Here is a 25067-nt window from a genome sequence, read left to right as displayed (position 1 = left end):
AGTACCAGTCATAGCTATAGCTCCAGCCATACTGCCAGCCATAGGACCAATAGTAGTAGAAGTCGTAGTTCCAGCCGTAATGCCAGCCGTAGTACCAGTCATAGGACCAGTCTACGAACCACCCATAATTCCAGCCGTAATTCCAGCTGTAGTCCAGGTCGTAATACCAGCCGAACTGCCAGCCATAGTACGAGTAATAGTAGTAATCCCAATGGTATCCGTAGTCCCAGTAATACCCGTAATACCAATTGTAGTCGTAGTGCCAGCCATAATACCAGCTGTACGACCAGTCATAGTGCCAGCCGTAGGACCAACCAGCAGAGGTATAATCGTAATCATAGTGACCACCATAATACCAATCCTGATCATATCCTGGCGGGCGCTTATGCCAACCATAGTAAAAGTCTAACATATTCAATGCTCCTCTAGGAGGTTATCGCACCATACAGTGGGTCGATTTTAACACTTTCTTAATAGTTACGCTAGGTTAGATGAGCCCTTAGTTTCAGTAAGGAAGTACCTGGAGCAACAATCCTCACGCAAGCATCAAACGCCCGGAATCTCGTGGCTTTTATGCCTCTCGGCGCGAATGAGAAGGTCCTTCTGCCAGGAGAACCAGGCGCACCGTCCCGGAAAGCATGCACCAGGGTTAACCAGAAAGGTCTTGTTCGAGAGAGGATCAATCCAGCACTGCGCACCCCTTGAGAACCCAACGGAATCGCCCTCGGCCACAGGTATACCAATTTTCCGCAGGCAAGGGTTTTCGCCGCACTCCAAACAAGCGCGTCCGGCTGGAAGGTCAAGACTTGAAGGATGAATTCAATCGTCGCCGTCAGCGAAAATGTTGTCGCTTTCGAGAATGTCGATCTGTTCTTCGGTCACGGTGCCGGCGTTGAAATCGCGAACTTCGACCGTGCCGTCTCCATGGCCGATCACGACCGCGTCGCAGATATCGATGAACAGACCGTTTTCGACAATCCCCGGGATCTGGTTGAGCACCAGGCTCAACTGCCGCGGGTTTCCGATCCGTTTCAGGTGCAGGTCGAGGATGTAGTTGCCCTCGTCCGTGACGAAAGGCACGTCATCATTCATGCGCAGTGTGGCCTCGCGGCCGAGCACGTCCATGTTGACCAGCGTTTCCTCCACCAGCGCCTTGGTTGTCTGCCAACCGAAAGGCACCGTTTCCAACGGCAGCGGAAAGGCTCCGAGCGCCTTCACTTCCTTGGCGACATCGGCGATCACCACCATGCGATCCGACGCTGTGGCAACGATCTTTTCCTGCAGAGACGCCCCGCCGCCGCCCTTGATGAGGTTCAGGTTCTCGTCGAACTCGTCGGCCCCGTCGATCGTGACATCCAGCCACTTCACCTCGTCGAGCGACGCAACCCGGATACCGAGTTGGCGGGCGAGATCCGCCGTACGGCTCGAGGTCGGAACCCCGACGATATCGAGACCCTCGTTGCGCACCCGCTCGCCGAGGCAGCGCACCATCCACGCGGCCGTGGACCCGCTTCCGAGACCGATGCGCATCCCGCTCTCCACGAAATCGCAGGACCGGCGAGCGGCGACGAATTTTGCGCGGTCGATTGGCGAAAGATCGAAGGTCATACTGGCGGCTCCGGGTTTTTCTGCCTTATAGGCGAAGGGCTTTGTTGCCGCGAGGGTGTTTCTGCCCCAGAGCCGTGGTTTGTTCAGATCAAGGCCGCAGAAACGCCATTCTGCCCGGAATGGGGGCATCAGGGGTGCTATCCGGGCGGCCGGAGCCATCCGGCAGGGACGGCCTCTTGTGAGGAGAGCAGGCGCCTAAAAGCGCCTGCTCCTGCTTCTTCATGAGTGGTCTTGCCTATCCCTTCGCCGCCTGGACGAAGGCATTCAGTTCTTCGGCCAACATGCAGGCGACCGTGCCGCCGGCATCCTGAAGCCCGCGCGACTTCTCCTGGAAGGCCGCCGCCTTGCCATGTTGGGCAACAAGGTCCTTCGTGGCCTCCAGCGCATCAGCGGCCGCCTTGGCCGCGAAATCCGACGCCACTTCCAGCTCGGCACCGGCCTCGGCCTGCGCCTCAAAGGCCCTTGCGATCGGATCGAGCACATCGAGCACCGTCTTGTCGCCAAGCTGCGCCTTGCCGCGCTGCGCGACACCGTCAGCATAGGCGCGCCAGAAGGCCGCCAGCCCGGCCACGTCCAGCGCCTCGGCCTCGGCCAAGGCCTTGCCGCCCCGCAGGAAACCGGTCGCCATGAGCGTACCCATGGTCGAGGGCGCCGCCTTGGAGATGGCGCCACCGGCCTGCTTCATCTGCGTGCCGATATCGGCATCGGCGAACTCGCCCAGCACCTTGTCGCGCGCGGCGACAAAGGCCTTGGACATGGTCAGGCCCAGATCACTGTCGCCCACCTTGCCGTCCAGCGCGATCAACGCATCGCGCTCGGCCTCGAAACGCGCCGCAAAGCGCTCGAAGAGGCCGGGAACCAGTTTCGGTTCGATGGATTTCATTACGGCCCCCTTACTTGGCGAAATAGGAGAAGAAAGGCGTATCGGCTTCCGCCGCAATCAACGGCTCCAACTCGTCGTCGAGGTGCAACACCGAGATAGAGAAGCCTGCCATCTCCATGGAGGTCGCGAATTCTCCCAGCCAGACATGGCGGATCTTCACGCCCTTTTCGTCCATCAATTTCGCCACGCGGCGATAGAGGATATAGAGTTCTTCCTTCGGCGTGCCGCCAAGGCCGTTCATCAGGATCGCCACCTCTTCGCCCGTGGCATAGTCCGTTTCGGCGAAGATGCGCTCCATCATTTCATCCACGACATCGTCCGCCGCGGCCAGCTTCTTGCGCGAAATGCCCGGCTCGCCATGGATGCCCATGCCGATTTCCATCTCGTCTTCGCCGATCTCGAAGCCGGGCTTGCCAATTTCGGGAACGATGCAGGCCGACAGCGCAACGCCCATGGTGCGCGTGCGGCTGCGGGCTTTCTCGGTGATCCGCGCAACCTCGGCCAAGGGCAGCATCTTCGCCGCGGCGGCCCCTGCGGCCTTGTACAGGAAGAAGATGCCGGCAACGCCGCGCCGCTTGTGCTCTTCGCCGACAATGGAGGAGGCGACATCGTCGTTTCCGGTAACGGTGGCGGTCTCGATATCGTCCAGCTCGACCAGCTCGCCCGCCATGTCGAAATTCATGATATCGCCGGTATAGTTACCGTAGACGTAAAGCACGCCCGCGCCCTGATCGACATAGCGGGTGACTTCGGCCAGCTGGTCCGCCGAGGGCGACTGGAAGACACCGCCAACGCCGCAGCCGTCCAGCATGTTCTTGCCGACGAAACCGAGGAAGGTGGGCAGGTGCCCCGAGCCGCCGCCGGTGACGATGCCGACCTTGCCGGGCACCGGGTTCGCGGTCACGTAGCAGCGCAGGTCGTCGGCGGTATAGGTCACTTCCGGATGCGCGCAGTAGATCCCCTCGAGCATTTCGTCGACGAAATCTTCGGGTTTGTTGAGGAACTTTTTCATCGGGTTTCTTTCGGTTCGGGTCAGGATTTTTGCGAGCGCTTCACGAAGAAGGCCGCGGCAAGCAGGATGAATGCGCCAACCACGACGCGCTGCCAGGTGGAGGGGATTCCCACGAGCACGAGGGAATTATTGACCACCGTGATCAAAAGTACACCGGTTATCGTCCCAAAGACGGTCCCGGTGCCGCCAGTAATGCGCGCGCCGCCCAGCACGACCGCCGCGATCACCTCGATCTCTATTCCCATCAGGTCGAACGGGTTGGCCATGCGGTTGGCACAGACATGGATGATGCCCGCCATACCCGCCAGCGCGCCGGTGAAGGCAAAGACGAAGATATGGACGATACGCTGGTTGTAGCCCAGCCGTTCGGCCACATCGGCATTGCCGCCCGTGGCGAAGATCGCCCGCCCCATCAGCGTCTTGTTGAACATGAACCATGTGAGCAAGGCCGCGGCCGGGAAGACGAGGAAGTACATCGGCAGGGTGACGGTCACCCCGTTGCCACTCTGGAACTCCAGCAACGGCGCCTTGCCGAAGGCGATCATTTGCGGCGGAAGCTCCATCAGCCAGACCGTGCCGATAAAGGCCAGCAGTATTCCGCGGAACAGGTATTGCGTGCCGACGGTGACGATGAGCGAGGGCACCTTGAGCGTATGTACCATCCAGCCGTTGAGCGCCCCGAGCGCCGCGCCTCCGACGACCGTCGAGAGGACGACCAATGCCATGGGAGCGGTCGGCCAGACATTGATGACGAAGAGCGTGGCCGAGTACATGGTCAGCGCGGCGATTGCGGGGAAGGAGACGTCGATCCCACCCGCGGCGAGGATCGAGAAGACCCCGAGCGCGAAGAGACCCGTGACGACGCTCGCCCGCCCCATGTCGATCAGCGAGGAGGGTTGCAGGAAAGCGGGGTTGATCGAGGCCACGATCACGCAGATCGCGATCAGGATCGCAAGGCTCACCAATTCAGGCCGACGCCGGAACAGCGCTCCGATCGTGGGGCGCGGGCTTTCGTGCGGTGTGGGGATCGAGGTGTCAGGCATGTCTTGCACCATGGTCATTCGGCGGCCTCCCGTCGGCTGGCCAGCATGGATTGATAGATTTGCGTCTCATCCGCAGTGGTGGCGTCAAGCTCGTCGACCAGCTCGCCCCGGTTCATCACCAGGATACGGTCGCAGTTCTGAAGCAATTCGGGCAGGTCGTCGGAGACGATGATCAGGCTGATCCCGCGCTCCGCCATGGCCTGCACGGCACGATAGATGGAATCCTTGGAGCCGACATCGACGCCCACCGTGGGACCGTGCAGCACCAGGATCCTCGGCTCGATAGAGAGCCAGCGGCCGATCAGAACCTTTTGCTGGTTGCCGCCCGAGAGCGCGCCGACGGGCAGGTCGATATCCTTGGTGTTGACCGTCATCAGCTCGGAGATCCGTCGCGCCTCCGCCCGCCCCTTGCGGGCGTTGATCATGCCGAACTTGTTGACCAGATCGTCAAAGATCAGCGTGATCTCGTTCTCAAGGATCGACTTCTGGATGAACAAGCCCTCGGAGAGCCGGTCTTCGGGAACATAACCAATCCCGAGCTCGATCGCGGCCGCGGGCGACGGGATCCGGGTCTTCTTGCCCTCGATCTCTATGCTGCCCTTGCTGAGGCCGCGATGGCCGGTCAGGGCCATCGCCAACTCGTTGCGCCCCGAGTCCGACAATCCGGTGATTCCGAGGATCTCGCCCTTGGTGACGGAGAAATTGACATCGAAGAAGGCCTCGCCCGAGCTTGCATCGCGCACGCGGATCATCTCGCCTTCCATCGGGGCGCCCTCGCGATAGCGCAGCATCTCGATCTCGCGCCCCGTCATCAGCTTGGAGAGGTCGGCGCGGGAATAATCCTCGATCTTGCCCTGGGCCACGCATTTGCCGTCCCGGAAGACGACGACCTGCCCGCCGATCCGGTAGCTCTCCTCCAGCTTGTGGGTGACAAAGAGAACGGCCACGTTCTGCGCCCGCAGCTTGGCCACCAGCTCGATCAGCGCATCGACCTCCTTGCGGGTAAGCGAGGTGGTCGGTTCGTCCATGATCACCAGCCGCGCCTTAGCCGCAATGGCACGGGCGATGGCGACCCGCTGGCGAATTGCGAGCGGCAGCTCCGCCGTGGGCGATTTCATCAACTCCCGGGTCGGCACGAGACCGACATTGCGGATCGCTTCGGCTGCCGTCTCCGACAGGAGCTTCTTGTCCAGCCTCCGCATCAGGCGGCCCTTGCCGCTCACGAGTTGCTGGCCGAGCGCCACGTTTTCCTCAACCGTAAGGTTGGGCAGGAGCGACAGGTCCTGGTAAACTGTCTCGATCCCGGCTTCGAGCGCCTGGATCGGGGAGACATGGCTGTAGGAGCGGCCATCGAGGATGATCTCACCCTCGGTCGGCTCATGTACGCCCGACATGACCTTGATGACCGTGCTCTTGCCGCAGCCGTTTTCGCCAAGCAGGTGATAGGCCTCGCCGGGATCGATCACCATATCGACACCTTGCAAGGCATGCACACCGCCGAAACGCTTGTGGATGCCGCGAAGCTCAAGGAAATGCGTCTGATCTGAGGGAGAGTGGGACATTGTCTCTGCGTTTCCATCGCGGGGGCAGCAGCCTGGAAGTCAACCGCCACTGCCCGCCGCAGCTACGAGGGAAAGGATGCGTGCCGGCCCACAGGGGAGGTTGGGGCCGGCACGGCGGTCAGGACGATCAGAAGAGATAGTCCTTGTAGGTGTCCTTGTCGGCCAGAACCATGCCGTTGCCGAAGACGAGCAGCCCGTCGCCCGGTCCCGGCTTCACGGAGACCTTCTCGTAGCCTTCGACGCCGAGATCCATGCCGTCGACGATCTCGCCACCGGCCAGCAGCGTCTTGGCAACCGAGTTCATCGCCATGCCGGCCTTCTGCGGATCCCAGAAACCGATCGCGGTGATGGCGCCGGAGTCGAGATAGGCAGCCGACGGGTTCGGCAGGCCGGTGCCCACCAGGCAGACCTTGCCGGCAAGCCCGGCTTCCTCGATGGCGCGGCCGATGCCGAGCACGTCATTGCCGGCGGAGCTCTGGAAGCCCTTCAGGTCGGGATGCTTGCGCAGCAGTTCCTTGGCCTTGTCATAGGTCAGGTTGGCGTCGTCGAAGCTCTCGTTGTTCGGATCGACCAGTTCCATGCCGGGGTATTTCGCGGCGTTCTCTTCGCCAGCGCCGACCCACTGCATATGGGTGCGCGAGCCGAGCGAACCGACAAAGGTCGTCCACTTGCCTTCACCGCCCATGCATTCAGCCAGGCGCTCGTTCATCGAGGCACCGTAAAAAGCGTTGTCGAAGGCTTCGACGTCGACCATCGTGTTCTTCTGGTTGTCGGCCTCATGGGTGACGACGATGGTGCCACGATCCATGGCGCGCTTGAGGATACCTTCGATGATGGCCGGATCCATCGGCACGACGGCCAGCGCATCGGTGCCCTTGGCGACGAGGTCGTTGATGATCTGGAGCTGCTGGGCGGAATCCGCGGTCGAGGGGCCGACCTGCGTGATATCCATGTTCGGGTTTGCTTCGGCGAATTTCTTGACGCCGGTTTCCATGCGGTCGAACCACGGGATGCCGCTGATCTTGACGACCGTGGTGATCGACTTGCCGTCCTGAGCAAGTGCGCTCGTCGAGACCATCCCCATGGCCGCGACAGCGGCAGCCACAATGAGGCTCGTATTTTTCAGGCCCTGTTTCATGAGATCTCCTCCCAAGAGATACCGATACATAAAGAGTTGTCCCTCTGGTTCATGGCTTCGGAGCGTGAGGGGATCGCCGCGAAGAAAGCAGGTCCGCGAAATGCTCCACGAGGGTGAAGCGATTGACGAAGAGGAAGAAGAGCAGCAACGCCCCCCAAGCCAGGTCGCGGACGAAATTGGAAAGGCCGATGAAGTTCAGCAGGCTGGACATAAGCTGAAGGATGATCGCCGAGAGCACCACATTGATCACCCGGCCGTAACCGCCATCGGGCTTCACCCCCGCCATGACGGCGATGAGGATGGCGATGAGCAGGTAGGTTGTGCCGTAGTCCCACTTCACGTTGACATTGCGCGCGGCGATGATGGCGCCCGAGAGGCCAGCGAGCAGCCCCGAGAGCGCATAGGTCACGGTGACGATCCGGGTGCGGGCAAAGCCGCTGAACTTCGCCGCTCTCTGGTTGGCACCCGTCATCATCAGCTTCACGCCGTACGGGGTGTAGCGCAGCACAACCCCAAGGATCGTGGCGGTGACGATGAAGAGCATGAAGCTCCAGGGAATGCCGAACACATAGCCGTTGCCCAGCTCGTAGAGCGGCCCCGGCGCGCCGATACGCACCGCGCGTCCGCCTGACAGCACCACCGTCACACCGGTAAAGAACATCTGCGTGCCGAGCGTACAGAGGATCGGCGTGATCCCCAACCGGGAGATGATCAACCCGTTCAGCGTGCCGCCGATCAGGCCAACCACGGCACAGCCGAGGATGAAGGTGATCGTGAAGGCCACCGGCGCCTCGGCGACCGGAAAGAAGTGCAACGCAAACAGGCCGGAGGCGACGCCGGCCAGGTTGGCCATGGCGATGCCCGAGAGGTCGATCCCGCCATTGCCGGCGCACATGGCGAGCATGACCCCGATGGCCAGCAACCCGAGCTCCGGCACCTGATTCGCCATCGACTGCAGGTTGAACAGGGAGAGGTAAGTGCCGCCCGAAAGAAGCCCCCCAACCGTGAGAAGAACCACGATGAGCGTGACCAGCAGGACAAAATTCCCATCCAGCTTGCGCATGCTCTCCTCCCTTTTAGTGAACATTGCATTATGTTTAGTAAATCGCTATCATTAAGTTTAGGTTCGTTCAACGCATTTTTTAGTGAACGGGCGCGTCGAGAAGCAGCAGGCTTGGAAAACGGTGCCGCCCCGGTGTACGAACAGCGACCAAAGCAGAGAGGTGGCATCGCAAGGGCATGGAAACTGAGACGAAAAAGCCGGCCACGCTGCGTCAGGTCGCCGATCTGGCGGGTGTCTCGGCCGCAACTGCCTCGCTGGTACTGAACCGGAAAGGCGAGATATCGGAGGCCACGCGGACGCGCGTTTTTCGGGCGATGCACGAACTCAACTATGTTCCCAGGGGGGAGCGGCCGCGCAGCGAGTTCCAGGGCAACGATTCGCTCAACACCATTCGTTTCCTGAAGATCGCCCGCCACGGTCAGACCGTGAACCGCGACCACAACGTCTTCATTTCCGACTACATCGACGGCATGTCCTACGAGGCAACCCGGCGGGACTACACCTTGCAGGTGGTCAGCCATGAAGATGCGGATGTCTCCGAGATTCTGACTGGGCTCGATGGCTCGGAGCCGCGAGGCATCATCGCGCTCGGAACCGAGTTTTCCGACGAGGACGTGCGGGCGTTTCTCGATTGCGGCCTGCCCAATGTCATCATCGACACACACCGCCCCTTCATGCCCGGAAACTTCGTGGACATGGACAACGACCAGCTCGTCTACCGGGCGCTGGACTACCTCATGCAGAACGGCTTCCGCCGGATCGGCATGGTGGGAAGCTACAGCTCGGTGATGAACTTCCGGCTCCGCCATGACGCCTTCCAGCGTGGCATGGCCGAGCACGGGCTGCCGGTGGAACAGGACAACATGCTGTCCGTCGCCTCGACGATCGAAGGCGCCTATGCCGATTCGCTCGAACAGTTGGCATCGGTGGACCAACTGGCCGATGCCTTTCTCTGTGCCAATGACATCATCGCCTTCGGCTTCATCCGCGCCCTGCGCGAGCGCGGCCTGTCGGTTCCCGCGGACGTTTCGGTGATCGGGATCGACAATCTTCCCACCTCGGCCTTCTTTGACCCGCCCCTGACCTCGCTCGATGTGCCGAAACGAAAAATCGGCGCCATGGCGGTCCGGATCCTCGATGACCTCATCGCTGGCAGCGAGGCAGAACCGCCGGTCAAGGTGCTCGTCGCGGGCGACCTCGTGCTGCGCGACAGTGTCCGGACCTTGGACAGCGAAAGCTGACCACCGACGACGGCTCGTATTCCGCCTTCGGGACGGGAAATGTCGCTATTCGGCCGCAAGAAACGGATAGGCTGTACTAGGTCTGGGAGGAACCGGACGGGAGTGCCATGTTTCTAAGCGTCTTCGACATCTTCAAGATCGGCATCGGCCCGTCTTCCTCGCATACCGTCGGACCGATGGTTGCGGCCAGCCGTTTCCTGGAATCGCTCCGGAACTCGCCCTTTCACGCGCACGGGCTGCGCGCCTCGCTGCACGGCTCGCTGGCCTTTACCGGCGTCGGCCATGCGACGGACCGGGCTGTCGTTCTGGGCCTGGCCGGGTTTGAACCGGCAAGTTACGACGCAGATGCGGCCGAAACGGCGCTTGCCAAGATCCACGCCGAGCATTCGTTGACGCCTCCGGGGCTGGACCCGCTTTCCTTCGACCCGGAATCCGATCTGATGTTCGACTACGGCCCGCCCCTGCCCGGCCATGCGAACGGGCTGATCCTGATGGCGACCGACGCCCAGGGCGACGTGATCCTCAAGCAGACCTATTACTCCATCGGTGGCGGTTTCGTGGTGACGGCCGAAGAATTGGACCGCGACACCAGCCCGGAAGCCGAGATCGCCGTGCCCTATCCTTTCCGTTCCGCCGCGCAGATGCTGGAGATGGCGCGCAGCTCCGGCAAGAGTATTGCGGAGATGAAACGGTCCAACGAGATCGCCCATCACGGTTATTCGAAGCTGGAACAAGGGCTGAACCAACTCTGGCAGGTCATGTCCGACTGTATCGAACGCGGATTGGCGAGCGAGGGAACCCTGCCCGGCGGTTTGAATGTGCGTCGCCGGGCGCCCGGTCTGCACAAAGCGTTGCTCAATGAACGCGGGCTGAACCTCGCCCCTCCGCATTCGGTCAATGACTGGATCAGCACCTATGCCATGGCCGTGAACGAGGAAAATGCCGCCGGGGGGCAGGTCGTGACGGCGCCGACCAACGGTGCCTCGGGCGTGCTGCCCGCGGTCATCCGCTACTGGCTCGACCATATCCCGACCGCTGCCCCCTCGCGACTGCCGGATTTCTTCCTGACCGCCGCCGCGATTGGCGGGCTGGTCAAGACAAACGCCTCGATCTCCGGTGCCGAGGCCGGCTGCCAGGCCGAGGTCGGCAGTGCCAGCGCCATGGCCGCTGCCGGGCTGGCCGCCGTGATGGGCGGCACACCCGAACAGGTCGAAAACGCCGCCGAGATCGCGCTTGAGCATCATCTCGGCATGACCTGCGACCCGGTGCGTGGGCTGGTGCAGGTGCCCTGCATCGAGCGCAACGGGCTTGGCGCGATCAAGGCTGTCAGCGCGGCATCGCTCGCCCTTCGTGGCGATGGGATGCACCTCGTTCCCCTCGATGCCTGTATCGAGACCATGCGCCAGACGGGCCAGGACATGTCCCACAAGTACAAGGAAACCTCGCTCGGCGGCTTGGCGGTGAACGTCCCGAATTGCTGAGCGCCGCTCCATAACGCGCTTTCCCGTGCGAGCGACCCGGCATAGCTTGCGCCGCATGGATCGCGACAGCCCTCTCCTTGGAATCACCCTCATGCTGGGCTTTTGCATCCTGGCACCGCTCGCAGATGCGACCGCCAAGCTGATCGGCGCCGCGATTCCGCTCGGGCAGCTCGTCTTCCTGCGATTCGCGGTACAGGCACTGATCCTCTGGCCGCTTTTCCGGCGTGGCGGGCACAGGCTGTCCTTGCCGCCACGCCTCTTCGGGCGGATCTTGTGGCGCACCCTGCTGCAGGTCGCCGGCATTGCGACAATGGTGTTCGCCTTGCGGCACCTGCCCTTGGCCGACGCGATTGCCATTGCCTATGTCATGCCTTTCATCATGCTGCTGCTCGGTCGGTTCGTGCTGCAGGAGCAGGTCGGCGCCCGGCGACTGGCCGCCTGCGTGGTCGGCTTTGCCGGCACGCTCATGGTCGTGCAACCCGCCTTCGCCCAGCTCGGCTGGATCGCGCTCCTGCCGCTGCTCGTCGCAGTCGAATTCGCGCTTTTCATCCTCGTCACCCGCCAGATCTCCCGCGAGATCGCCCCGATCCCGCTGCAGGCCGTCACCGGAGTGCTCGGCACGGCGCTGCTCTTTCCCGTCATCCTGCTGGCCGAGGGCAGCGGCATTGCCGAACTGGACCCGGTCGAGCCATCCCTGCGCGAAGGCTTGTTGCTCGTCGCGCTCGGCATTCTGGGGACATTCTCCCACCTGCTGATGACCTGGGCGCTCCGCTTCGCGCCCGCCGCGACGCTGGCCCCGATGCAATATCTCGAAATCCCGTTCGGTGTTCTCTTCGGCTGGCTAATCTTCGCACAGCTTCCGAACGGGTTGGCACTGGCCGGGATCTGCGTGGTGGTGCTGTCGGGGCTCTATATCATCTTGCGGGAGCGAATGGCGTCGCGCGCTGCAGCGCGCTGATGGCGAGGGTGAGCGCCTCGCGCGGCAGGATCACCAGCATTCCGGGGTTATCGAAGGCGAGCGAAACCGGTCCTTCATGCCCGGCGCGAACATGATTGGACGTGCCAATCACGCCAGTTGGGGTCATGTCCAGCCCGTCGATCTCCCAGTTCAAACCATGCGAACGCCCCGAAACCCGTGCCATGGGAAAGAGCGACACCCGACTCAAAGGTGCAAGTGGCAGCTCCAGCTCACGCGGCGCCGCGAAAACGATATCATGCTTGCCGACAAGGATGCACCTCTGATCGAAACGTCGCGCCAACACATTGAAATTTGCCAGTTGATGGTCGACCCGCCGTCCGAGGAACCCCACGCCCAGAATCAGCGGCGCATCGATATTGCGCAGCGCCTTGTCGAAATCCGTGCTGTCCTGATCGGAGACCTCATGAAACCGTCCGACCGGCACGGCAGCCCGGATCCTGGGCGGAATCGAGTCCATGTCACCGATCACGGCGACGGGTTCAAAACCATTTTCCATCGCGAAAGTCGCCCCACCATCCGCCGCGACAAGAGAAGGCGCCAGCCTTAACGCCTCCCTAAGATCCTTCAGATTAACCTTGCCACCGCCTAGAAGCGTAACCCCGCGGGATTCGGAAACAATGACATCACCCATGCTGCTACTGTCCATTTTTCCTTCGCGAAGCCACATTATCGCCCGGAAATGATACTCTTAATTTCTTGGAGTCGTTCTCATTCCGGAACCAATACATGGTAAACCGGTAGGGCTGGTATAGAAAGAAAGCGATCAAAGACATGGTAGGCTCCAACAAAATTTTGACAGTCTCCTACGGCACCTTTTCGTGCACACTCGAAGGGTTTGACGATTCCTTCGGCACGATGAAGGCGATCGCCGAGTACTTCCGCAACCTGGCGGCCGAAGACCGCTATTTCGGAGCGGAACCGCCGACGCCTGATGCGGAGATGCTCCAGAGAATTGTGGAGAAGGAAATCCACCGTCGGGTCGAGGCACGGGTCAGCGAACAGGGCATCACCCTGAAGGCCGCCGAAGACGATGGCGCCGCGCCCGTCTCCCAGCCCGAGCCTGCCCCCTCGATCGCGCAGGCCTCGCAGGCCGAAGAAGCCCCGCAGACCGAAACAGTCGGTGAGAGTCCTGTTGAGCCAGCCGAGCAGGAAATTCCAGCTGTCGCGGAGCCGCAAGAGGCTTCAGTCGCCGACGAGCCCGCAGGGGAGATTTCCGCAGTCCCGGCCGAACTCGAAACGCCCAGCGTAGCCGCAGAGGAAGCGCCGGTCGAAACAGCCGCGCAAACCGTGGCCGAGCCGGAACCGCTTTCTGAGCCTGCGACCGTAGAACCCGTCGTTGCCGCGCCATTCATCCCCGCGCCGGCCCCTGCCGAAAGCCTGGCCGATAAGTTGGCCCGCATCCGCGCCGTGGTGGCGCGGTCGCGCCAGGTTGAGGAGATCAAGGCGCAGGAACCGCCTGCCGAGGTTTCCCTGCCCGAACCGACCGAAGAAGCACTCTCGACGGCACCGGAGCAAACCGACATGGTCGTTGACGAGGCCCCGCACGTCACCATGCCGGAGCCCATGGCCGATCTTCCCGTTGTCGAGACAGAAAGCGAAGAGCTGCCTTCGGCAATCGTGGAGGAACTCGCCGAGATTGAGGCCACTCCCGAAGAGGGCACCGCCGAGACCGAGATGGCGGCGCCGTTCGAAGACGCCCTCGTCGAGGAAATCGTTGCCGAGATCGACAATTCGCCGGATCTGGTCGAACCGGAAGCTGCTGCGGAAGACACGCTCGAAGCAGACGAGCCCCCCGCTTACGAAGAGGAAACACCTCGCAGCAACGTCATTCGGGTTCGAAAGCAGTCGCTCATGGCGTCGCTTCGGGCCGCGCTCTCCGACAAGGAGGACGAAGCGGCAGTGAATGACGATATGTCCGTGCCGGACCCGGTCGAGACCGCGGATGCGGTTGTCGACATGCCGATGCCCGAACAGCCCGTGTCGCTGGATGTCGAAGAGACATTCGAGCCGGAAACGCTCGCAGCAGAGGAGATCGCCGCGGATTACGCAAGCGAGCCCCTGCAACGGCCCGAGCCGTCGGCGCCGAGCCTTTCGGCGGATGCCGAGGCGGACCTCCTGCGCGAACTCGAGGCCGTGGAACGGGAAATGGCAGCCGACTCGGCCGAGATCGCCGAGCTTGAAGCCGAAAGCCAGGCAGAAGCCCTCCAAGCTCTGGAAGGGCAGAGCGCGCCGGCCGCCACCGAGTCGGCCTCCCTTGAAAAGGAACTTTCCGCCCTGGCGTTCGCTTCGCACAGCGCCTTTGCCGAACCCGTGACCGGGGTCGATGGGCAAGACGATGCCGACGAGGTCATTGCTGACGATGCGAAGGCCGAGATCTCTGAAGAGGCCGAGGAGCCCGTCGAAACCGTTGCCGTCACTGCCACTGAGGAAGCCTCCGCACCGATAGATGACGCAGCAGACGACCAACTGGCCGAAGCCATTGCCAAGGTCACGCAGACTTCTGAGAACGAGGCGCGCGCAGAAGCCGCCGCCGAACGTCGTGCCCGCGCCCTCGGCCAGGAACAGGACGAGAACCACAATGTCTCTCGCCTGATGGACGAGGCCGACAACAAGCTTGCGGGTCCGGAGTTGCGCCGTCGCCGCTCGGCAATCGAGCACCTCAAGGCCGCCGTTGCCGCGACCAAGGCAGAAGGGCCGCGCAACCGGAACGATGACGGGGACACGCTGCCCTATCGGGACGATCTGCGCGCGGCCGTGGGCACGGCACTCCAATCGTCGAAATCCGATGCGGAAGCCGCCCTGCCGAAGGATGTCGAACTGGCAGCGCAGGAAGCTGCAGACAGGCTCGACTTCACCGCGATCAAACAGGGGCACGAAGCGCAACAGCCGGAGCCCGAGAACGCAACCTCGCAACCGTCCGAGCCCGTGCGGCCGCGTCGCCCGGCGCGTTCGGAAACGCGTGACAAGGAATCCCGCCCCTCGACAACATCGGAACGACCCAAGGTCGCCCCCCTGATGCTGGTCTCGGAGCAGCGCGTGGATGACGACGCGGAGGAGAAGCCGCGCGAGCCGGCTGGCGCTCAGGCCGTGCGCCCACGCCGCGTGACCGCCGGCCGAATGGTCTCCGCGACGGCCGAGAAGGCGCCTTCCGACAACGCGCCGGAGGTGTTCCATCGCAGTTCGATGGTTTCAAGCGATAGCGAAGCCGCCGGTATCTTCGCTCAGAGCACCACATTCGAAGAGTTTTCCGAGCAGATGGGAGCTCGCGGACTGGAAGAAATGCTGGAATGTGCGGCAGCCTATACGTCTTACGTGCAGGGCCGGACACATTTCTCGCATCCCGAAATCATGGATGTCGTCCGCCAGGCCGAGGGGCAGGAGGATCTGCGCCGCGAAGACAGCCTGCGCAGCTTCGGTCAGCTTCTCCGCCAGGGGAAAATCCAGAAGCTTGATCGGGGCCAGTTCACGCTTTCTCAAGCTTCCCGCTATAACCCGGAACAGCGCAGCGTCGCGCTCTAGGCGCCCGCAAAAGCCGTTTTCGTAACGAGTATGGGCAGGGTGCCGGATGGCACCCGCCCTGTTTTGCGTGTGACAGCACCTTTTTCAGCGCTCGTCGTTCTTGCCCATCTCAGACGCGTCACCGGTCGATGCGTTGGGATCGGCCTGCCCCACGCCCCGGAAGACGAAGCGAAACGGCAGGGCCCAGGCGATTCCAAGCCCGATATAGACGAGCAATTCGATCCATATCGATGGCCGGTCGATCCAGTTCATGATCGTGACCGCCAGCACGACATAGGCGGGCATGCCCACCAGAAGGATGACGAGCGACCAGCGGCGACGGGCTTTGTAGCTCAGCGCCATATCAGTCCGCGAAAGGATCGGTGACCAGGATCGTGTCTTCCCGCTCGGGCGAGGTCGACAGAAGAGCGACCGGGCAGTCGATCAGCTCCTCGATCCGGCGAACATATTTCACCGCCGCACCAGGCAGATCCGCCCAGGAACGTGCGCCGGCGGTGCTCTCGCTCCAACCTTCCATCGTCTCGTAGATCGGGGTAACGCGGGCCTGTTGGTCGGCAGCCGTGGGCAGGTAGTCCAGCGTCTTGCCGTCCAGCTCGTAGCCAACGCAGATCTTGAGTTCCTTGAGCCCGTCGAGCACGTCCATCTTGGTCAACGCGATACCGTTCACGCCGGACAGAGCGCAGGTCTGGCGAACCAGCACCGCGTCAAACCAGCCGCAGCGGCGCGAGCGTCCCGTCACGGTGCCCTTCTCGCGGCCCACGGTGGCGAGATGCTCGCCCACCTTGTCGAACAGCTCGCAGGCAAAGGGACCTTCGCCGACGCGTGTCGTGTAGGCCTTGACGATTCCGAGCACGAAATCGATCGAACCTGGGCCCATGCCGGTACCGGACGCGGCAGAACCGGAGATCGTGGTCGAGGAGGTCACGTAGGGATACGTGCCGAAATCAACGTCGAGCAGCGAGCCTTGCGCCCCTTCGAAGAGGATCCGCTTGCCTGCCTTTCGGGCAGCGTTCATTTCGCGCCAGACCGGCTTGGCGAAGGGCAGGACCTTGGGCGCGATTTCGCGCAGATCGGCTATCAGCTTGTCTACATCGACCGGCGGCAGGCCCAGACCCTTGCGCAATGCATCATGGTGCACCAGCAGGCGGCCGACGCGGGTTTGCAGCGTAGCCTCGTCGGCGAGGTCAGCAACACGGATCACGCGGCGGCCCACCTTGTCCTCATAGGCCGGGCCGATGCCGCGGCCGGTGGTGCCGATCTTGGCCACGGAACTCTGCGCCTCGCGGCCACGGTCCAATTCACCATGCAGCGGCAGGATGAGCGGCGTGTTCTCGGCGATCATCAGGTTGTCAGGCGTGATCTCGACACCCTGCTTGGCCAGCTTCTCGATCTCGGCCACAAGCGCCCAGGGGTCGAGAACCACGCCATTGCCGATCACCGAGATCTTGCCCTTGCGCACGATGCCCGAGGGCAGCAGCGACAGTTTGAACACCTCACCATCGATCACCAGAGTGTGGCCGGCATTATGCCCGCCCTGAAAGCGCGCGATCACATCGGCCCGTTCGGAGAGCCAGTCAACGATCTTGCCCTTTCCTTCGTCGCCCCACTGGGCGCCGACAACGACAACATTGGCCATATCCATCTCCTCGATGACCGGAAAAACCCGCGCGTGTATAACGGCCCTGACGATGGGCGCAAACCACCTTTCTGACGCAGAGGGCGGCAAAGCGGCCGAGCGGTCCCTTCAGGGGTTGCGACCGGGCGGGCTTGCATTTAGATACCGCCCATCCGAATTCGAGGCTCCGTGCATGGAAAACGTCATCCTGATCGTCCACCTGATTCTGGCTCTTAGCCTGATCGGCATCGTGCTGCTGCAGCGCTCCGAAGGGGGCGGGCTCGGTATGGGCGGCGGCGGGGTCATGTCCGGCCGCAGTGCAGCCACCGCGCTTGGCAAGGTCACCTGGGCTTTGGCCATTGGTTTCATCATCACCTCCATAACGCTTACCATCCTGGCTGCCGCCAATACCGAGGGCGCCTCGGTGGTGGACCGGATCACGGACGCCCCCGTCCCGGTGGCGGAAACCGCGCCGGTCGAGAGCGGGACGACGGGTGAGGATCTGCTGCCGCCCGCACCGGTCGGCAACGCGCCGTTGGTGCCGCAAGCGGCGGAGTAACCTGCGGCCTTCTGTCCACAAGGCTTTGGCTGCACCCGAAATTCGGCACCATCATCTTGTGGTGCTGTTGCCCCATCACGGCGAATGCTCTAAACTCTGAGTCCCGTGATGGTGCGCTTTTTTCTGGCACCACTCAGCTGTTTCACCTGGCGTTTTCCGCGAACTGGAGCGCTACAGATCACGGGGGTCGGCCAAGCATGGCACGGTTCATCTTCATCACTGGCGGCGTCGTGTCGTCCCTTGGCAAGGGTTTGGCATCGGCGGCTCTTGGCGCCTTGCTTCAGGCACGCGGCTTCTCCGTTCGCCTGCGCAAACTGGACCCCTACCTCAACGTCGATCCGGGCACGATGAGCCCGTTCGAACATGGCGAGGTCTTCGTCACCGATGACGGGGCGGAAACCGACCTCGACCTTGGCCATTACGAACGTTTCACCGGCGTTGCCGCCCGCAAGACCGACTCGGTCTCCTCCGGCCGGATCTATTCCAACGTGCTGGAGAAGGAACGCCGCGGCGACTATCTCGGCAAGACGATCCAGGTGATCCCGCACGTCACAAACGAGATCAAGGACTTCATCGCCATCGGCGAGGACGAGGTCGATTTCATGCTCTGCGAGATCGGCGGCACGGTCGGCGATATCGAGGGGTTGCCCTTCTTCGAGGCGATCCGGCAATTCTCGCAGGACAAGGCGCGCGGCCAGTGCATTTTCATGCACCTGACGCTGTTGCCCTATATCAAGGCCTCCGGTGAGTTGAAAACGAAGCCGACCCAGCACTCGGTGAAGGAGCTACGTTCCATCGGCCTGGCGCCGGACCTGCTGGTCTGCCGCTCAGAGGGTCCGATCCCGCAGAAGGAGCGCGACAAGCTGGCGCTGTTCTGCAACGTGCGTCCCGATGCCGTGATCGCCGCGCAGGATCTCAGCTCGATCTACGACGCCCCGCTGGCCTATCACCGCGAGGGGCTGGATCAGGCGGTACTCGATGCGTTCGAAATCTCGCCCGCGCCGCGCCCGAACCTGGAACGTTGGGAAGATGTCTCTGACCGGGTGCACAATTCCGACGGCGAGGTCCGCATTGCCATCGTCGGCAAGTATACTCAGCTCGAGGACGCCTATAAGTCCATTGCCGAGGCGCTCACCCATGGCGGCATGGCCAACCGGGTGAAGGTCAAGGCCGAGTGGATCGACGCGGAGATCTTCGAACGCGAGGATTGCGTGCCGCACTTGGAGCCTTACCACGCGATTATCGTGCCTGGTGGTTTTGGCGAGCGCGGAACAGAGGGCAAGATCAAGGCGGCGGAGTTTGCCCGCACACGCAAGGTGCCCTATCTCGGCATCTGCCTTGGCATGCAGATGGCCGTGATCGAGGCCGCGCGCCACTTGACCGACATGACCGATGCCGGCTCGGAGGAATTCGACCACGAGGCCGGCAAGAAGCGCTTCACGCCTGTTGTCTATCACCTGAAGGAATGGGTGCAGGGCAATGCCAAGGTCGAGCGTGCGGTCGATGACGACAAGGGCGGCACGATGCGGCTGGGCTCCTACGACGCCGTGCTGGCCGAGGGCAGCCGCGTTGCCGAGATCTATGGCACGACCAAGATCGACGAGCGCCACCGCCACCGCTACGAGGTCGATATCCAGTACAAGAAGCTGCTTGAAGAGAAGGGTCTGACATTCTCCGGCATGTCGCCCGATGGTCGCCTGCCCGAGATCGTGGAGATCAAGGATCACCCGTGGTTCATCGGCGTGCAGTTCCACCCGGAGCTGAAATCCAAGCCCTTCGAGCCGCACCCGCTGTTCCGCGACTTCATCCGCGCGGCGAAAGAGAACAGCCGGCTGGTGTGATCGCCTGTCCTGCAAATGAAAACGCCCCGGTCTTGGCCGGGGCGTTTTCTGTTGAGCCTGTTGCGATCAGCCCATCAATTTGAAGACTGACGGGTCCGGCCCTGTCCGCGCGCCGAAATCCAGAGTTTTAATCGCCTCCATCTCCGCATCGGTCAGCTCGAAGTCGAAGATGTCGAGGTTTTCGGCTTGTCGCCCCGGATTGACCGAGCGCGAGATCACCGCGTGACCAAGCTGCAGATGCCAGCGCAGCGTCACCTGTGCCGGGCTCTTGCCGGTGCGCTTGGCGGCAGCGGCAATCGGCTCGGAGCCAAAAGAGCGACCATTTCCGAGCGGCGTCCAGGCCTGGGTCACGATGCCAAGATCGGCATTTGTGGCGCGCAGTTCCGGTTGCTGAAGCTCCGGGTTCACCTCGATCTGGTTCAGCGCCGGGGTGACGCCGGTTTCGGCGATAACCCGGTCAAGATGCTCGGCGTTGAAGTTGGACACGCCGATAGACCGGACCAGCCCCTGCTCGCGCATCTCTATGAAGCTTTCCCAGGTCTCGACATAGAGATCCTGTGACGGCACCGGCCAGTGGATCAACACGAGGTCGAGCTGCTCCACCCCAATCAGCTTCAGGCTCCGCTCGACCGAAGCGCGCGCCTTCTCACGGCCATGATCATGGTTCCAGACCTTGGTGGTGATGAAAACATCCTCGCGCGCGACGCCAGAACGGCGGAGGCCTTCGCCGAGTCCCTCTTCGTTCTTGTAGAAATAGGCGCCGTCGATCAGTGGGTAGCCGAGCCGGAGCGCGCCCTCCACCGCGTCAGCGGCCCCGGCGGGTGGCACCTCCCAGATTCCAAAGCCGAATTGCGGGATGGTGTGGCCGTCGTTCATTGTGAGTTTTGGGATATTTGTCATGCCCGCCTCCTGCCAGGTCAATCGATTGAGCGGACTATGCACCTTTGTTTGAAACAGAGCAAGGCGGACTCGGCTCTGTAAGACAAAACGAGCGCCGTGGCATCTGCCCGGCGCTCGTCCCGATCTCACAGCTTTCACGCGTCCGGCGTCAGCCGGCGGTTGCGGCCTCTTTCGCCTCCTGCGAAATCCGCGAGGCTTCCTTGCCGTGGAGTTCCTGGTAGTGATCGAATGCCGCCTCGTACCAGGCAGTGCCCTGCGCCGCGCCACCAAGCGCACGCGACAGCTCGCTCAGCGACGAATCCGGCAGAAGGGCATGGAAGATGTCCCAGCCCTTTGCGTCCGGGTTTGGATCGAAGCCGAGCACCTGCCCCTTGAGCGAGGAGACCAGCGTCACGATCGCCCCCGAGAAGACGGACGGCACATGGATGTCCACCCGGTCGATCGGTTGCAGCAACACCGGCGAGGCATCGTTCAGCGCTTCCTTGACGCAGGCCTTTCCAGCCGTGCGGAAGGCGAAGTCGGAGCTGTCCACCGAGTGGGACTTGCCGTCGAGCAACGTGACCGAAACATCGATGACCGGGAAGCCCAGCGGCCCTTGCACCATCGCGTCCTTGGCACCGGCCTCGACCGAGGGGATATAGTTGCGCGGCACGGCGCCGCCCTTGACCACCTCGTCGAAGGAGAAGCCTCCGCCCCGCACCTGCGGCCCGATCTTCATCGAGACGTCCGCAAACTGCCCGGCGCCGCCCGACTGCTTGCGGTGACGGTAATGGTGTTCGACCGACTTGGAGATCGACTCGCGATAGCGCGCAGCAACTTCCTCGGCCTGAGTTGCGACGCCAAAATCGTCCTCCAGCAGCCCCTGGATCCGGCGCAGATGCATCGGCCCCTGGCAGCGAACCATCGCGTGACCGCTGACCTCGTCCTGTTCCACTGTCAGACCCGGATCGATCTCGGCCACGCGGGCCAGCGCCGTCGACAGCCGCGCATCGTCCTTCTCGTGCACGGGCGTCACAAGCGAGGCAAAGCTTGGCGGGTGGCCGCGCGCCCAGGCATCCATTTCTTCCGGCTCATCGGCCGTGAAATAGCTTCCGGCGTTCAGGTGATCCGATTTCACCGCGATCCCGATGAAACCGGCCTCGACAGCCTCGATCGGTTGCTTGGCGTCAAGCCCGCTCAGGTTGCCGACATTCGCCCCGCCCAGCGGCGCATTGGTCGAAACCGAACCGCTCAAGGCCCGCAGCAGCACCGCCTTGCCCATATGCTTGCGGTAGGTGGCAAAGACGCCGGCAGCCACCGCGTTGGTGCCCAGCCGCTCAAGAGTCTTGTCGACCGAAGGTGCCTCGTGGCGGAGCGATTTCATCAGGCGGGTAATGCCGTTGCGCCCGCTGGCCGACCCGAGAAAGGCCGGGATGTCGTCGTTTTCCCGCAGCACGGTCGTCGCCACGTCATAGACCTCGTCGCGCGGCGGTGCCTTGTCCTCGATGAGCTCTTCCAGCAGGTGGTCATCGAAATCCGACAGGTGTTCGAGCAGCTCGGCACGCGCTTCCTGCTCGCGCTCCCTCACGCCATCCGGGATCTCGATCAGGTTCGAGGGCTGGCCCGGCTGGAACTCCCAGGCGCGTTCCGAAATCAGGTCCACCGTGCCCACGACCTCGCCATCCTTGCGGATTGGCACCTGGCGCAGGATGATCGTGTGATTGGCATAGGCCTGGAGGCCGGCCACGATGTCGCGCACACGATTGTCAGTGGCGTCCATACGGTTGATGAACAGGATACAGGGGGTTCCGCTCTCCTCTATCAGGCGCAGATAGGGGGCACACAGCACCGCCGCCTCCGGCTCGGGCGGCACGCAGAGGATCGCGGCATCTGAGGCGGCCAACGCCTCGCCCGCGTAACCGAGATACTCGGCGCCGCCGGCGACGTCGAAGGCCGCCCAGGGTTCGTCGAGATAGGTAAATTCCGACACACCGAAGAACTCGGTCATGTCGGACCGGACCGGTTTGGAATCCAAACTGCTCAAGGCCTCGACCAATGTCGTCTTGCCCGAATTCGACGGGCCGAGAACTGTGAAACAACGCATGTCAGGTTTCCTCCAAACTTTGCCGGTTTGGCGGCTCCTGACCATATTGCGCGGACCGGCCCGCCCTGGCGGACGGACCTCCCCGGATCCCGCGCGGACTGGCGCCGCCGTTTGATCCTGCCGCGGATCGGCTTCCCTGGTGTCGTTACGAACGGGAAAGCAAATAACGCGCGACCCCCAAGTATTCCGCTCGCATATGCGGGAAGGTCAAGGGCTTCCGGGCCGATTTGGCTGCGACATTCCCGTGCTGGATCCCTGTTTACGCTCGCGTTAGCGCCTTGAGGCCGACCCGGCGATGCATCCGGTCGCGTTCACGGAACCGTGAATGCGAGGCATAAACACATTCGACAACTTGAATTGGTGAACTGGTTAGTTTAGATTTAGCCAAGGCCCGATTCACCGGGTGATTTCGAATGCCGATCCGCCAACCGGATCGGATGGAAACAGGGAACTGAACAATGACCAAGAACATGGGATCTCTCGACCGTATCGCCCGCGCCGTGATCGGCGTGGTGCTGCTGGTCCTGGCCTTCAGCGCCGGATGGAGCACGCTCTGGACCGTGATCGCCGCGATTGTCGGCCTCGTCATGCTGGGCACTTCCGCGATGGGCTATTGCCCGCCCTACGCCATTCTCGGCATCAAGACCTGCAAGCGCGACAACGCCTGAGCCATGGAAATCGTCAATTTCACGCCTCTGGCGTCCCTGTTCGGGGGCGTTCTCATCGGGTTGGCCGCTGTTCTGCTGATGGCAGCCATTGGCCGGGTCATGGGCGCCACCGGCATCCTGTCCGCCGCGATCTTTGCCGAGGATGACCGTGCCTGGCGGTGGGCCCTGCTCGCCGGCATGATCTCCGGTCCGGCCTTCTATCTCATGGTCACGGGCAACTGGCCGGAAATCACCGTTCCGGTTTCCGCCCTTGCGCTGATCGTCGGCGGCTTTCTCGTCGGTATCGGCGTCTCCTACGGGTCGGGCTGCACCTCCGGCCACGGCGTCTGCGGCCTGGCCCGCCTCTCGCCGCGCTCCTTCGTGGCGGTGCCGACCTTCATGGCGACGACGGCGCTCACCGTCTATGTCGTCCGCCACGTGTTCGGAGGCTGACCCATGCGCCTGATTTCCGTTTACCTGATCGGCCTCATCTTCGGTGTCGGGATTTCCGTATCCGGCATGGCGAACCCCGAAAAAGTGCTTAACTTCTTCGACTTCTTTGGCACCTGGGATCCTTCGCTCGCCTTCGTCATGGGCGGGGCTGTCGTGGTCGCCTTCTTTGGCTACCGTTTCGTGCTGAAACGTGAAGGCCCGACCTTCGATCATATTTTCCACGTGCCGCAGAACCGTTCCATCGACCTCAAACTCGTCGGCGGTTCGGCCGTATTCGGCATTGGCTGGGGACTGTCCGGTTTCTGCCCGGGCGGCGCGCTGCCCGCGCTCGGCACCGGCCGCTGGGAGGTGATCCTTTTCACCGTTGCGCTGATCGGCGGCATGGGCGTGGCCCGCTACATCAACACTCATACCGGCAAACGATTCCAAACACCGGGTGGCCCGGCCCTGCACCAGCCCGCAGCTCACGGTCCGATCGATCATGCCCCCAAGGGCCCGATGCCCGAACCAACACAAGACTGACTTTACAGGAGGAAACCATGGATTACCCCGTCGACATGTCCGTGAAGCCCGAAGTGACCGGCTTCTTCGACCCGCTGACCCACACGATTTCCTATGTCGTGAAGGATCCGAACTCGAACTCCTGCGCGATCGTCGATTCCGTGATGGATATCGACTACGCGGCCGGACGGATCACCTATGAGCACGCCAACGAGTTGATCAAGTTCGTGGAGGAGAACGATCTCAAGCTGGAATGGCTGATCGAGACTCATGTCCATGCCGACCACCTCTCGGCCGCGCCCTATATCCAGGACAAGCTGGGCGGCAAGATCGGCGTGGGCGAGAACATCATCACCGTGCAGAACGTCTTCGGCAAGATCTTCAACGAGGGCACCGAGTTCCAGCGCGACGGCTCGCAATTCGACGCGCTGTTCAAGGATGGCGACACCTACAAGATCGGCACGATGGACGTCTTCGCCATGCACACGCCCGGCCACACCCCGGCCTGCATGGTGCATGTTGTGGGCGACGCGGCCTTCGTGGGCGATACGCTCTTCATGCCCGATGGCGGCTCGGCCCGTGCCGACTTCCCCGGTGGCGACGCCGGAACGCTCTACGACTCCATCATGAAGGTGCTGGCCCTGCCGGACGAGATGCGGCTTTTCATGTGCCACGACTACGGCCCCAACGGGCGCGAGATCGAATGGGAAACCACCGTGGGCGACGAGAAGAAGCACAATATCCACGTGGGCGAGGGCAAGACGAAGGAAGATTTTGTCAAGTTCCGCACCGAGCGGGACGCCACGCTCGCCATGCCGAACCTCATCATCCCCTCGCTGCAGGTCAACATGCGGGCGGGCGCGATCCCGACCGATGATAACGGCAACCCAATGCTCAAGGTTCCGGTAAACGGCCTTTGAGTCCTATAACAACCTAGTT

Annotated in this window: 23 protein-coding genes; 10 read left to right on the top strand and 13 right to left on the bottom strand. The window is 62.5% G+C overall.

The annotated features are described in order from the left end of the window. The 8 genes from AX756_RS13360 to AX756_RS13325 form a co-directional block, all read right to left on the bottom strand. A partial coding sequence (locus AX756_RS13360; RefSeq protein WP_197431079.1) for a hypothetical protein occupies positions 1-412 on the bottom strand: 412 nt, incomplete at its 3' end. Positions 413-819: 407 nt separating this feature from the next. Further along, on the bottom strand, positions 820-1608 hold the full coding sequence (gene rpiA, locus AX756_RS13355) for a ribose-5-phosphate isomerase RpiA (protein ID WP_068312147.1): 789 nt from the start codon (positions 1606-1608) through the stop codon (positions 820-822). 235 nt (positions 1609-1843) lie between these two features. Beyond that, positions 1844-2491 (bottom strand): dihydroxyacetone kinase family protein, encoded by a 648-nt coding sequence (locus AX756_RS13350; protein WP_068312144.1) that lies wholly within the window; start codon positions 2489-2491, stop codon positions 1844-1846. 10 nt (positions 2492-2501) lie between these two features. After that, on the bottom strand, positions 2502-3503 hold the full coding sequence (locus AX756_RS13345; RefSeq protein ID WP_068312141.1) for a dihydroxyacetone kinase subunit DhaK: 1002 nt from the start codon (positions 3501-3503) through the stop codon (positions 2502-2504). Positions 3504-3523: 20 nt separating this feature from the next. Beyond that, positions 3524-4564: an ABC transporter permease gene (locus AX756_RS13340; RefSeq protein ID WP_197431078.1), complete on the bottom strand. Its 1041-nt coding sequence runs from the start codon at positions 4562-4564 to the stop codon at positions 3524-3526. Beyond that, positions 4561-6108, bottom strand: coding sequence for a sugar ABC transporter ATP-binding protein (locus AX756_RS13335; protein ID WP_068312138.1), 1548 nt, complete (start codon positions 6106-6108; stop codon positions 4561-4563). Before AX756_RS13335 ends, AX756_RS13340 begins: the two co-directional genes overlap by 4 nt. A gap of 127 nt (positions 6109-6235) precedes the next feature. Beyond that, complete coding sequence (locus AX756_RS13330) at positions 6236-7246, bottom strand: substrate-binding domain-containing protein (RefSeq protein ID WP_068312135.1); 1011 nt, start codon at positions 7244-7246, stop codon at positions 6236-6238. Positions 7247-7295: 49 nt separating this feature from the next. Next, on the bottom strand, positions 7296-8309 hold the full coding sequence (locus tag AX756_RS13325) for an ABC transporter permease (protein ID WP_068312132.1): 1014 nt from the start codon (positions 8307-8309) through the stop codon (positions 7296-7298). A gap of 176 nt (positions 8310-8485) precedes the next feature. Here AX756_RS13325 and AX756_RS13320 point away from each other — a divergent pair, with 176 nt between their 5' ends. The 3 genes from AX756_RS13320 to AX756_RS13310 all read left to right on the top strand — a co-directional run bounded on the left by AX756_RS13320 (position 8486) and on the right by AX756_RS13310 (position 11989). Continuing rightward, a complete protein-coding gene (locus tag AX756_RS13320) occupies positions 8486-9550 on the top strand; it encodes a LacI family DNA-binding transcriptional regulator (protein ID WP_068312129.1) in 1065 nt (354 codons plus the stop codon). Between the two features lie 107 nt (positions 9551-9657). Continuing rightward, positions 9658-11031, top strand: a complete 1374-nt coding sequence (locus AX756_RS13315) for an L-serine ammonia-lyase (protein WP_068312125.1) — start codon at positions 9658-9660, stop codon at positions 11029-11031. Positions 11032-11086: 55 nt separating this feature from the next. Next, entirely contained in the window at positions 11087-11989 is a 903-nt protein-coding gene (locus AX756_RS13310) for a DMT family transporter (RefSeq protein WP_068312122.1), read from the top strand. On the opposite strand, the gene AX756_RS13305 is transcribed toward AX756_RS13310, so the two are convergent. Next, on the bottom strand, positions 11946-12641 hold the full coding sequence (locus tag AX756_RS13305; RefSeq protein WP_068312119.1) for a thiamine diphosphokinase: 696 nt from the start codon (positions 12639-12641) through the stop codon (positions 11946-11948). The genes AX756_RS13310 and AX756_RS13305 overlap by 44 nt on opposite strands. Positions 12642-12802: 161 nt before the next feature. Here AX756_RS13305 and AX756_RS13300 point away from each other — a divergent pair, with 161 nt between their 5' ends. Further along, positions 12803-15529: a hypothetical protein gene (locus AX756_RS13300; protein WP_156461492.1), complete on the top strand. Its 2727-nt coding sequence runs from the start codon at positions 12803-12805 to the stop codon at positions 15527-15529. Between the two features lie 84 nt (positions 15530-15613). On the opposite strand, the gene AX756_RS13295 is transcribed toward AX756_RS13300, so the two are convergent. Beyond that, positions 15614-15871: a DUF2842 domain-containing protein gene (locus AX756_RS13295; protein ID WP_068312112.1), complete on the bottom strand. Its 258-nt coding sequence runs from the start codon at positions 15869-15871 to the stop codon at positions 15614-15616. A gap of 1 nt (position 15872) precedes the next feature. Beyond that, entirely contained in the window at positions 15873-17165 is a 1293-nt protein-coding gene (locus AX756_RS13290) for an adenylosuccinate synthase (RefSeq protein WP_068312109.1), read from the bottom strand. Between the two features lie 172 nt (positions 17166-17337). On the opposite strand from AX756_RS13290, the gene secG reads away from it, so the two are divergent. Together secG and pyrG are read left to right on the top strand one after the other, a co-directional pair. Next, a complete protein-coding gene (gene secG / locus AX756_RS13285; RefSeq protein WP_068312106.1) occupies positions 17338-17703 on the top strand; it encodes a preprotein translocase subunit SecG in 366 nt (121 codons plus the stop codon). A 197-nt stretch (positions 17704-17900) separates the two neighbouring features. Next, positions 17901-19544: a CTP synthase gene (pyrG, locus tag AX756_RS13280; RefSeq protein WP_068312103.1), complete on the top strand. Its 1644-nt coding sequence runs from the start codon at positions 17901-17903 to the stop codon at positions 19542-19544. Between the two features lie 66 nt (positions 19545-19610). On the opposite strand, the gene AX756_RS13275 is transcribed toward pyrG, so the two are convergent. Beyond that, the gene (locus AX756_RS13275) at positions 19611-20444 is read right to left on the bottom strand and encodes an aldo/keto reductase (protein WP_068312101.1); all 834 of its coding nucleotides are present in this window, start codon (positions 20442-20444) and stop codon (positions 19611-19613) included. Positions 20445-20592: 148 nt separating this feature from the next. Further along, entirely contained in the window at positions 20593-22527 is a 1935-nt protein-coding gene (locus AX756_RS13270; RefSeq protein WP_068312098.1) for an elongation factor G, read from the bottom strand. Positions 22528-22985: 458 nt separating this feature from the next. Here AX756_RS13270 and AX756_RS13265 point away from each other — a divergent pair, with 458 nt between their 5' ends. Genes AX756_RS13265 through AX756_RS13250 form a run of 4 tightly spaced genes read left to right on the top strand, consistent with a single transcriptional unit; the run spans position 22986 to position 25048 of the window. Then, on the top strand, positions 22986-23195 hold the full coding sequence (locus tag AX756_RS13265; RefSeq protein ID WP_068312095.1) for a YgaP family membrane protein: 210 nt from the start codon (positions 22986-22988) through the stop codon (positions 23193-23195). A 3-nt stretch (positions 23196-23198) separates the two neighbouring features. Beyond that, positions 23199-23627, top strand: coding sequence for a YeeE/YedE family protein (locus AX756_RS13260; RefSeq protein WP_068312092.1), 429 nt, complete (start codon positions 23199-23201; stop codon positions 23625-23627). Positions 23628-23630: 3 nt separating this feature from the next. Then, positions 23631-24149 carry a YeeE/YedE family protein gene (locus tag AX756_RS13255; RefSeq protein ID WP_163887225.1) on the top strand — a complete coding sequence of 173 codons (519 nt, stop codon included), beginning with the start codon at positions 23631-23633 and terminating at the stop codon, positions 24147-24149. Positions 24150-24166: 17 nt separating this feature from the next. Continuing rightward, positions 24167-25048 carry an MBL fold metallo-hydrolase gene (locus AX756_RS13250; RefSeq protein ID WP_082739095.1) on the top strand — a complete coding sequence of 294 codons (882 nt, stop codon included), beginning with the start codon at positions 24167-24169 and terminating at the stop codon, positions 25046-25048. Positions 25049-25067 lie beyond the last annotated feature (19 nt).

Source organism: Aliiruegeria sabulilitoris, from assembly GCF_001558155.1.
GTDB classification, from domain to species: Bacteria; Pseudomonadota; Alphaproteobacteria; order Rhodobacterales; family Rhodobacteraceae; genus Tropicimonas; species Tropicimonas sabulilitoris.
This window is presented reverse-complemented; position numbering and strand designations above follow the sequence as displayed.

What these genes read in the sequence shown, in the direction of transcription:
- rpiA (WP_068312147.1), bottom strand. Translation starts at nt 1,608, where the DNA reads ATGACCTTCGATCTTTCGCCAATCGACCGCGCAAAATTCGTCGCCGCT.
- AX756_RS13350 (WP_068312144.1), bottom strand. Translation starts at nt 2,491, where the DNA reads ATGAAATCCATCGAACCGAAACTGGTTCCCGGCCTCTTCGAGCGCTTT.
- AX756_RS13345 (WP_068312141.1), bottom strand. Translation starts at nt 3,503, where the DNA reads ATGAAAAAGTTCCTCAACAAACCCGAAGATTTCGTCGACGAAATGCTC.
- AX756_RS13340 (WP_197431078.1), bottom strand. Translation starts at nt 4,564, where the DNA reads ATGACCATGGTGCAAGACATGCCTGACACCTCGATCCCCACACCGCAC.
- AX756_RS13335 (WP_068312138.1), bottom strand. Translation starts at nt 6,108, where the DNA reads ATGTCCCACTCTCCCTCAGATCAGACGCATTTCCTTGAGCTTCGCGGC.
- AX756_RS13330 (WP_068312135.1), bottom strand. Translation starts at nt 7,246, where the DNA reads ATGAAACAGGGCCTGAAAAATACGAGCCTCATTGTGGCTGCCGCTGTC.
- AX756_RS13325 (WP_068312132.1), bottom strand. Translation starts at nt 8,309, where the DNA reads ATGCGCAAGCTGGATGGGAATTTTGTCCTGCTGGTCACGCTCATCGTG.
- AX756_RS13320 (WP_068312129.1), top strand. Translation starts at nt 8,486, where the DNA reads ATGGAAACTGAGACGAAAAAGCCGGCCACGCTGCGTCAGGTCGCCGAT.
- AX756_RS13315 (WP_068312125.1), top strand. Translation starts at nt 9,658, where the DNA reads ATGTTTCTAAGCGTCTTCGACATCTTCAAGATCGGCATCGGCCCGTCT.
- AX756_RS13310 (WP_068312122.1), top strand. Translation starts at nt 11,087, where the DNA reads ATGGATCGCGACAGCCCTCTCCTTGGAATCACCCTCATGCTGGGCTTT.
- AX756_RS13305 (WP_068312119.1), bottom strand. Translation starts at nt 12,641, where the DNA reads ATGGGTGATGTCATTGTTTCCGAATCCCGCGGGGTTACGCTTCTAGGC.
- AX756_RS13295 (WP_068312112.1), bottom strand. Translation starts at nt 15,871, where the DNA reads ATGGCGCTGAGCTACAAAGCCCGTCGCCGCTGGTCGCTCGTCATCCTT.
- AX756_RS13290 (WP_068312109.1), bottom strand. Translation starts at nt 17,165, where the DNA reads ATGGCCAATGTTGTCGTTGTCGGCGCCCAGTGGGGCGACGAAGGAAAG.
- secG (WP_068312106.1), top strand. Translation starts at nt 17,338, where the DNA reads ATGGAAAACGTCATCCTGATCGTCCACCTGATTCTGGCTCTTAGCCTG.
- pyrG (WP_068312103.1), top strand. Translation starts at nt 17,901, where the DNA reads ATGGCACGGTTCATCTTCATCACTGGCGGCGTCGTGTCGTCCCTTGGC.
- AX756_RS13275 (WP_068312101.1), bottom strand. Translation starts at nt 20,444, where the DNA reads ATGACAAATATCCCAAAACTCACAATGAACGACGGCCACACCATCCCG.
- AX756_RS13270 (WP_068312098.1), bottom strand. Translation starts at nt 22,527, where the DNA reads ATGCGTTGTTTCACAGTTCTCGGCCCGTCGAATTCGGGCAAGACGACA.
- AX756_RS13265 (WP_068312095.1), top strand. Translation starts at nt 22,986, where the DNA reads ATGACCAAGAACATGGGATCTCTCGACCGTATCGCCCGCGCCGTGATC.
- AX756_RS13260 (WP_068312092.1), top strand. Translation starts at nt 23,199, where the DNA reads ATGGAAATCGTCAATTTCACGCCTCTGGCGTCCCTGTTCGGGGGCGTT.
- AX756_RS13255 (WP_163887225.1), top strand. Translation starts at nt 23,631, where the DNA reads ATGCGCCTGATTTCCGTTTACCTGATCGGCCTCATCTTCGGTGTCGGG.
- AX756_RS13250 (WP_082739095.1), top strand. Translation starts at nt 24,167, where the DNA reads ATGGATTACCCCGTCGACATGTCCGTGAAGCCCGAAGTGACCGGCTTC.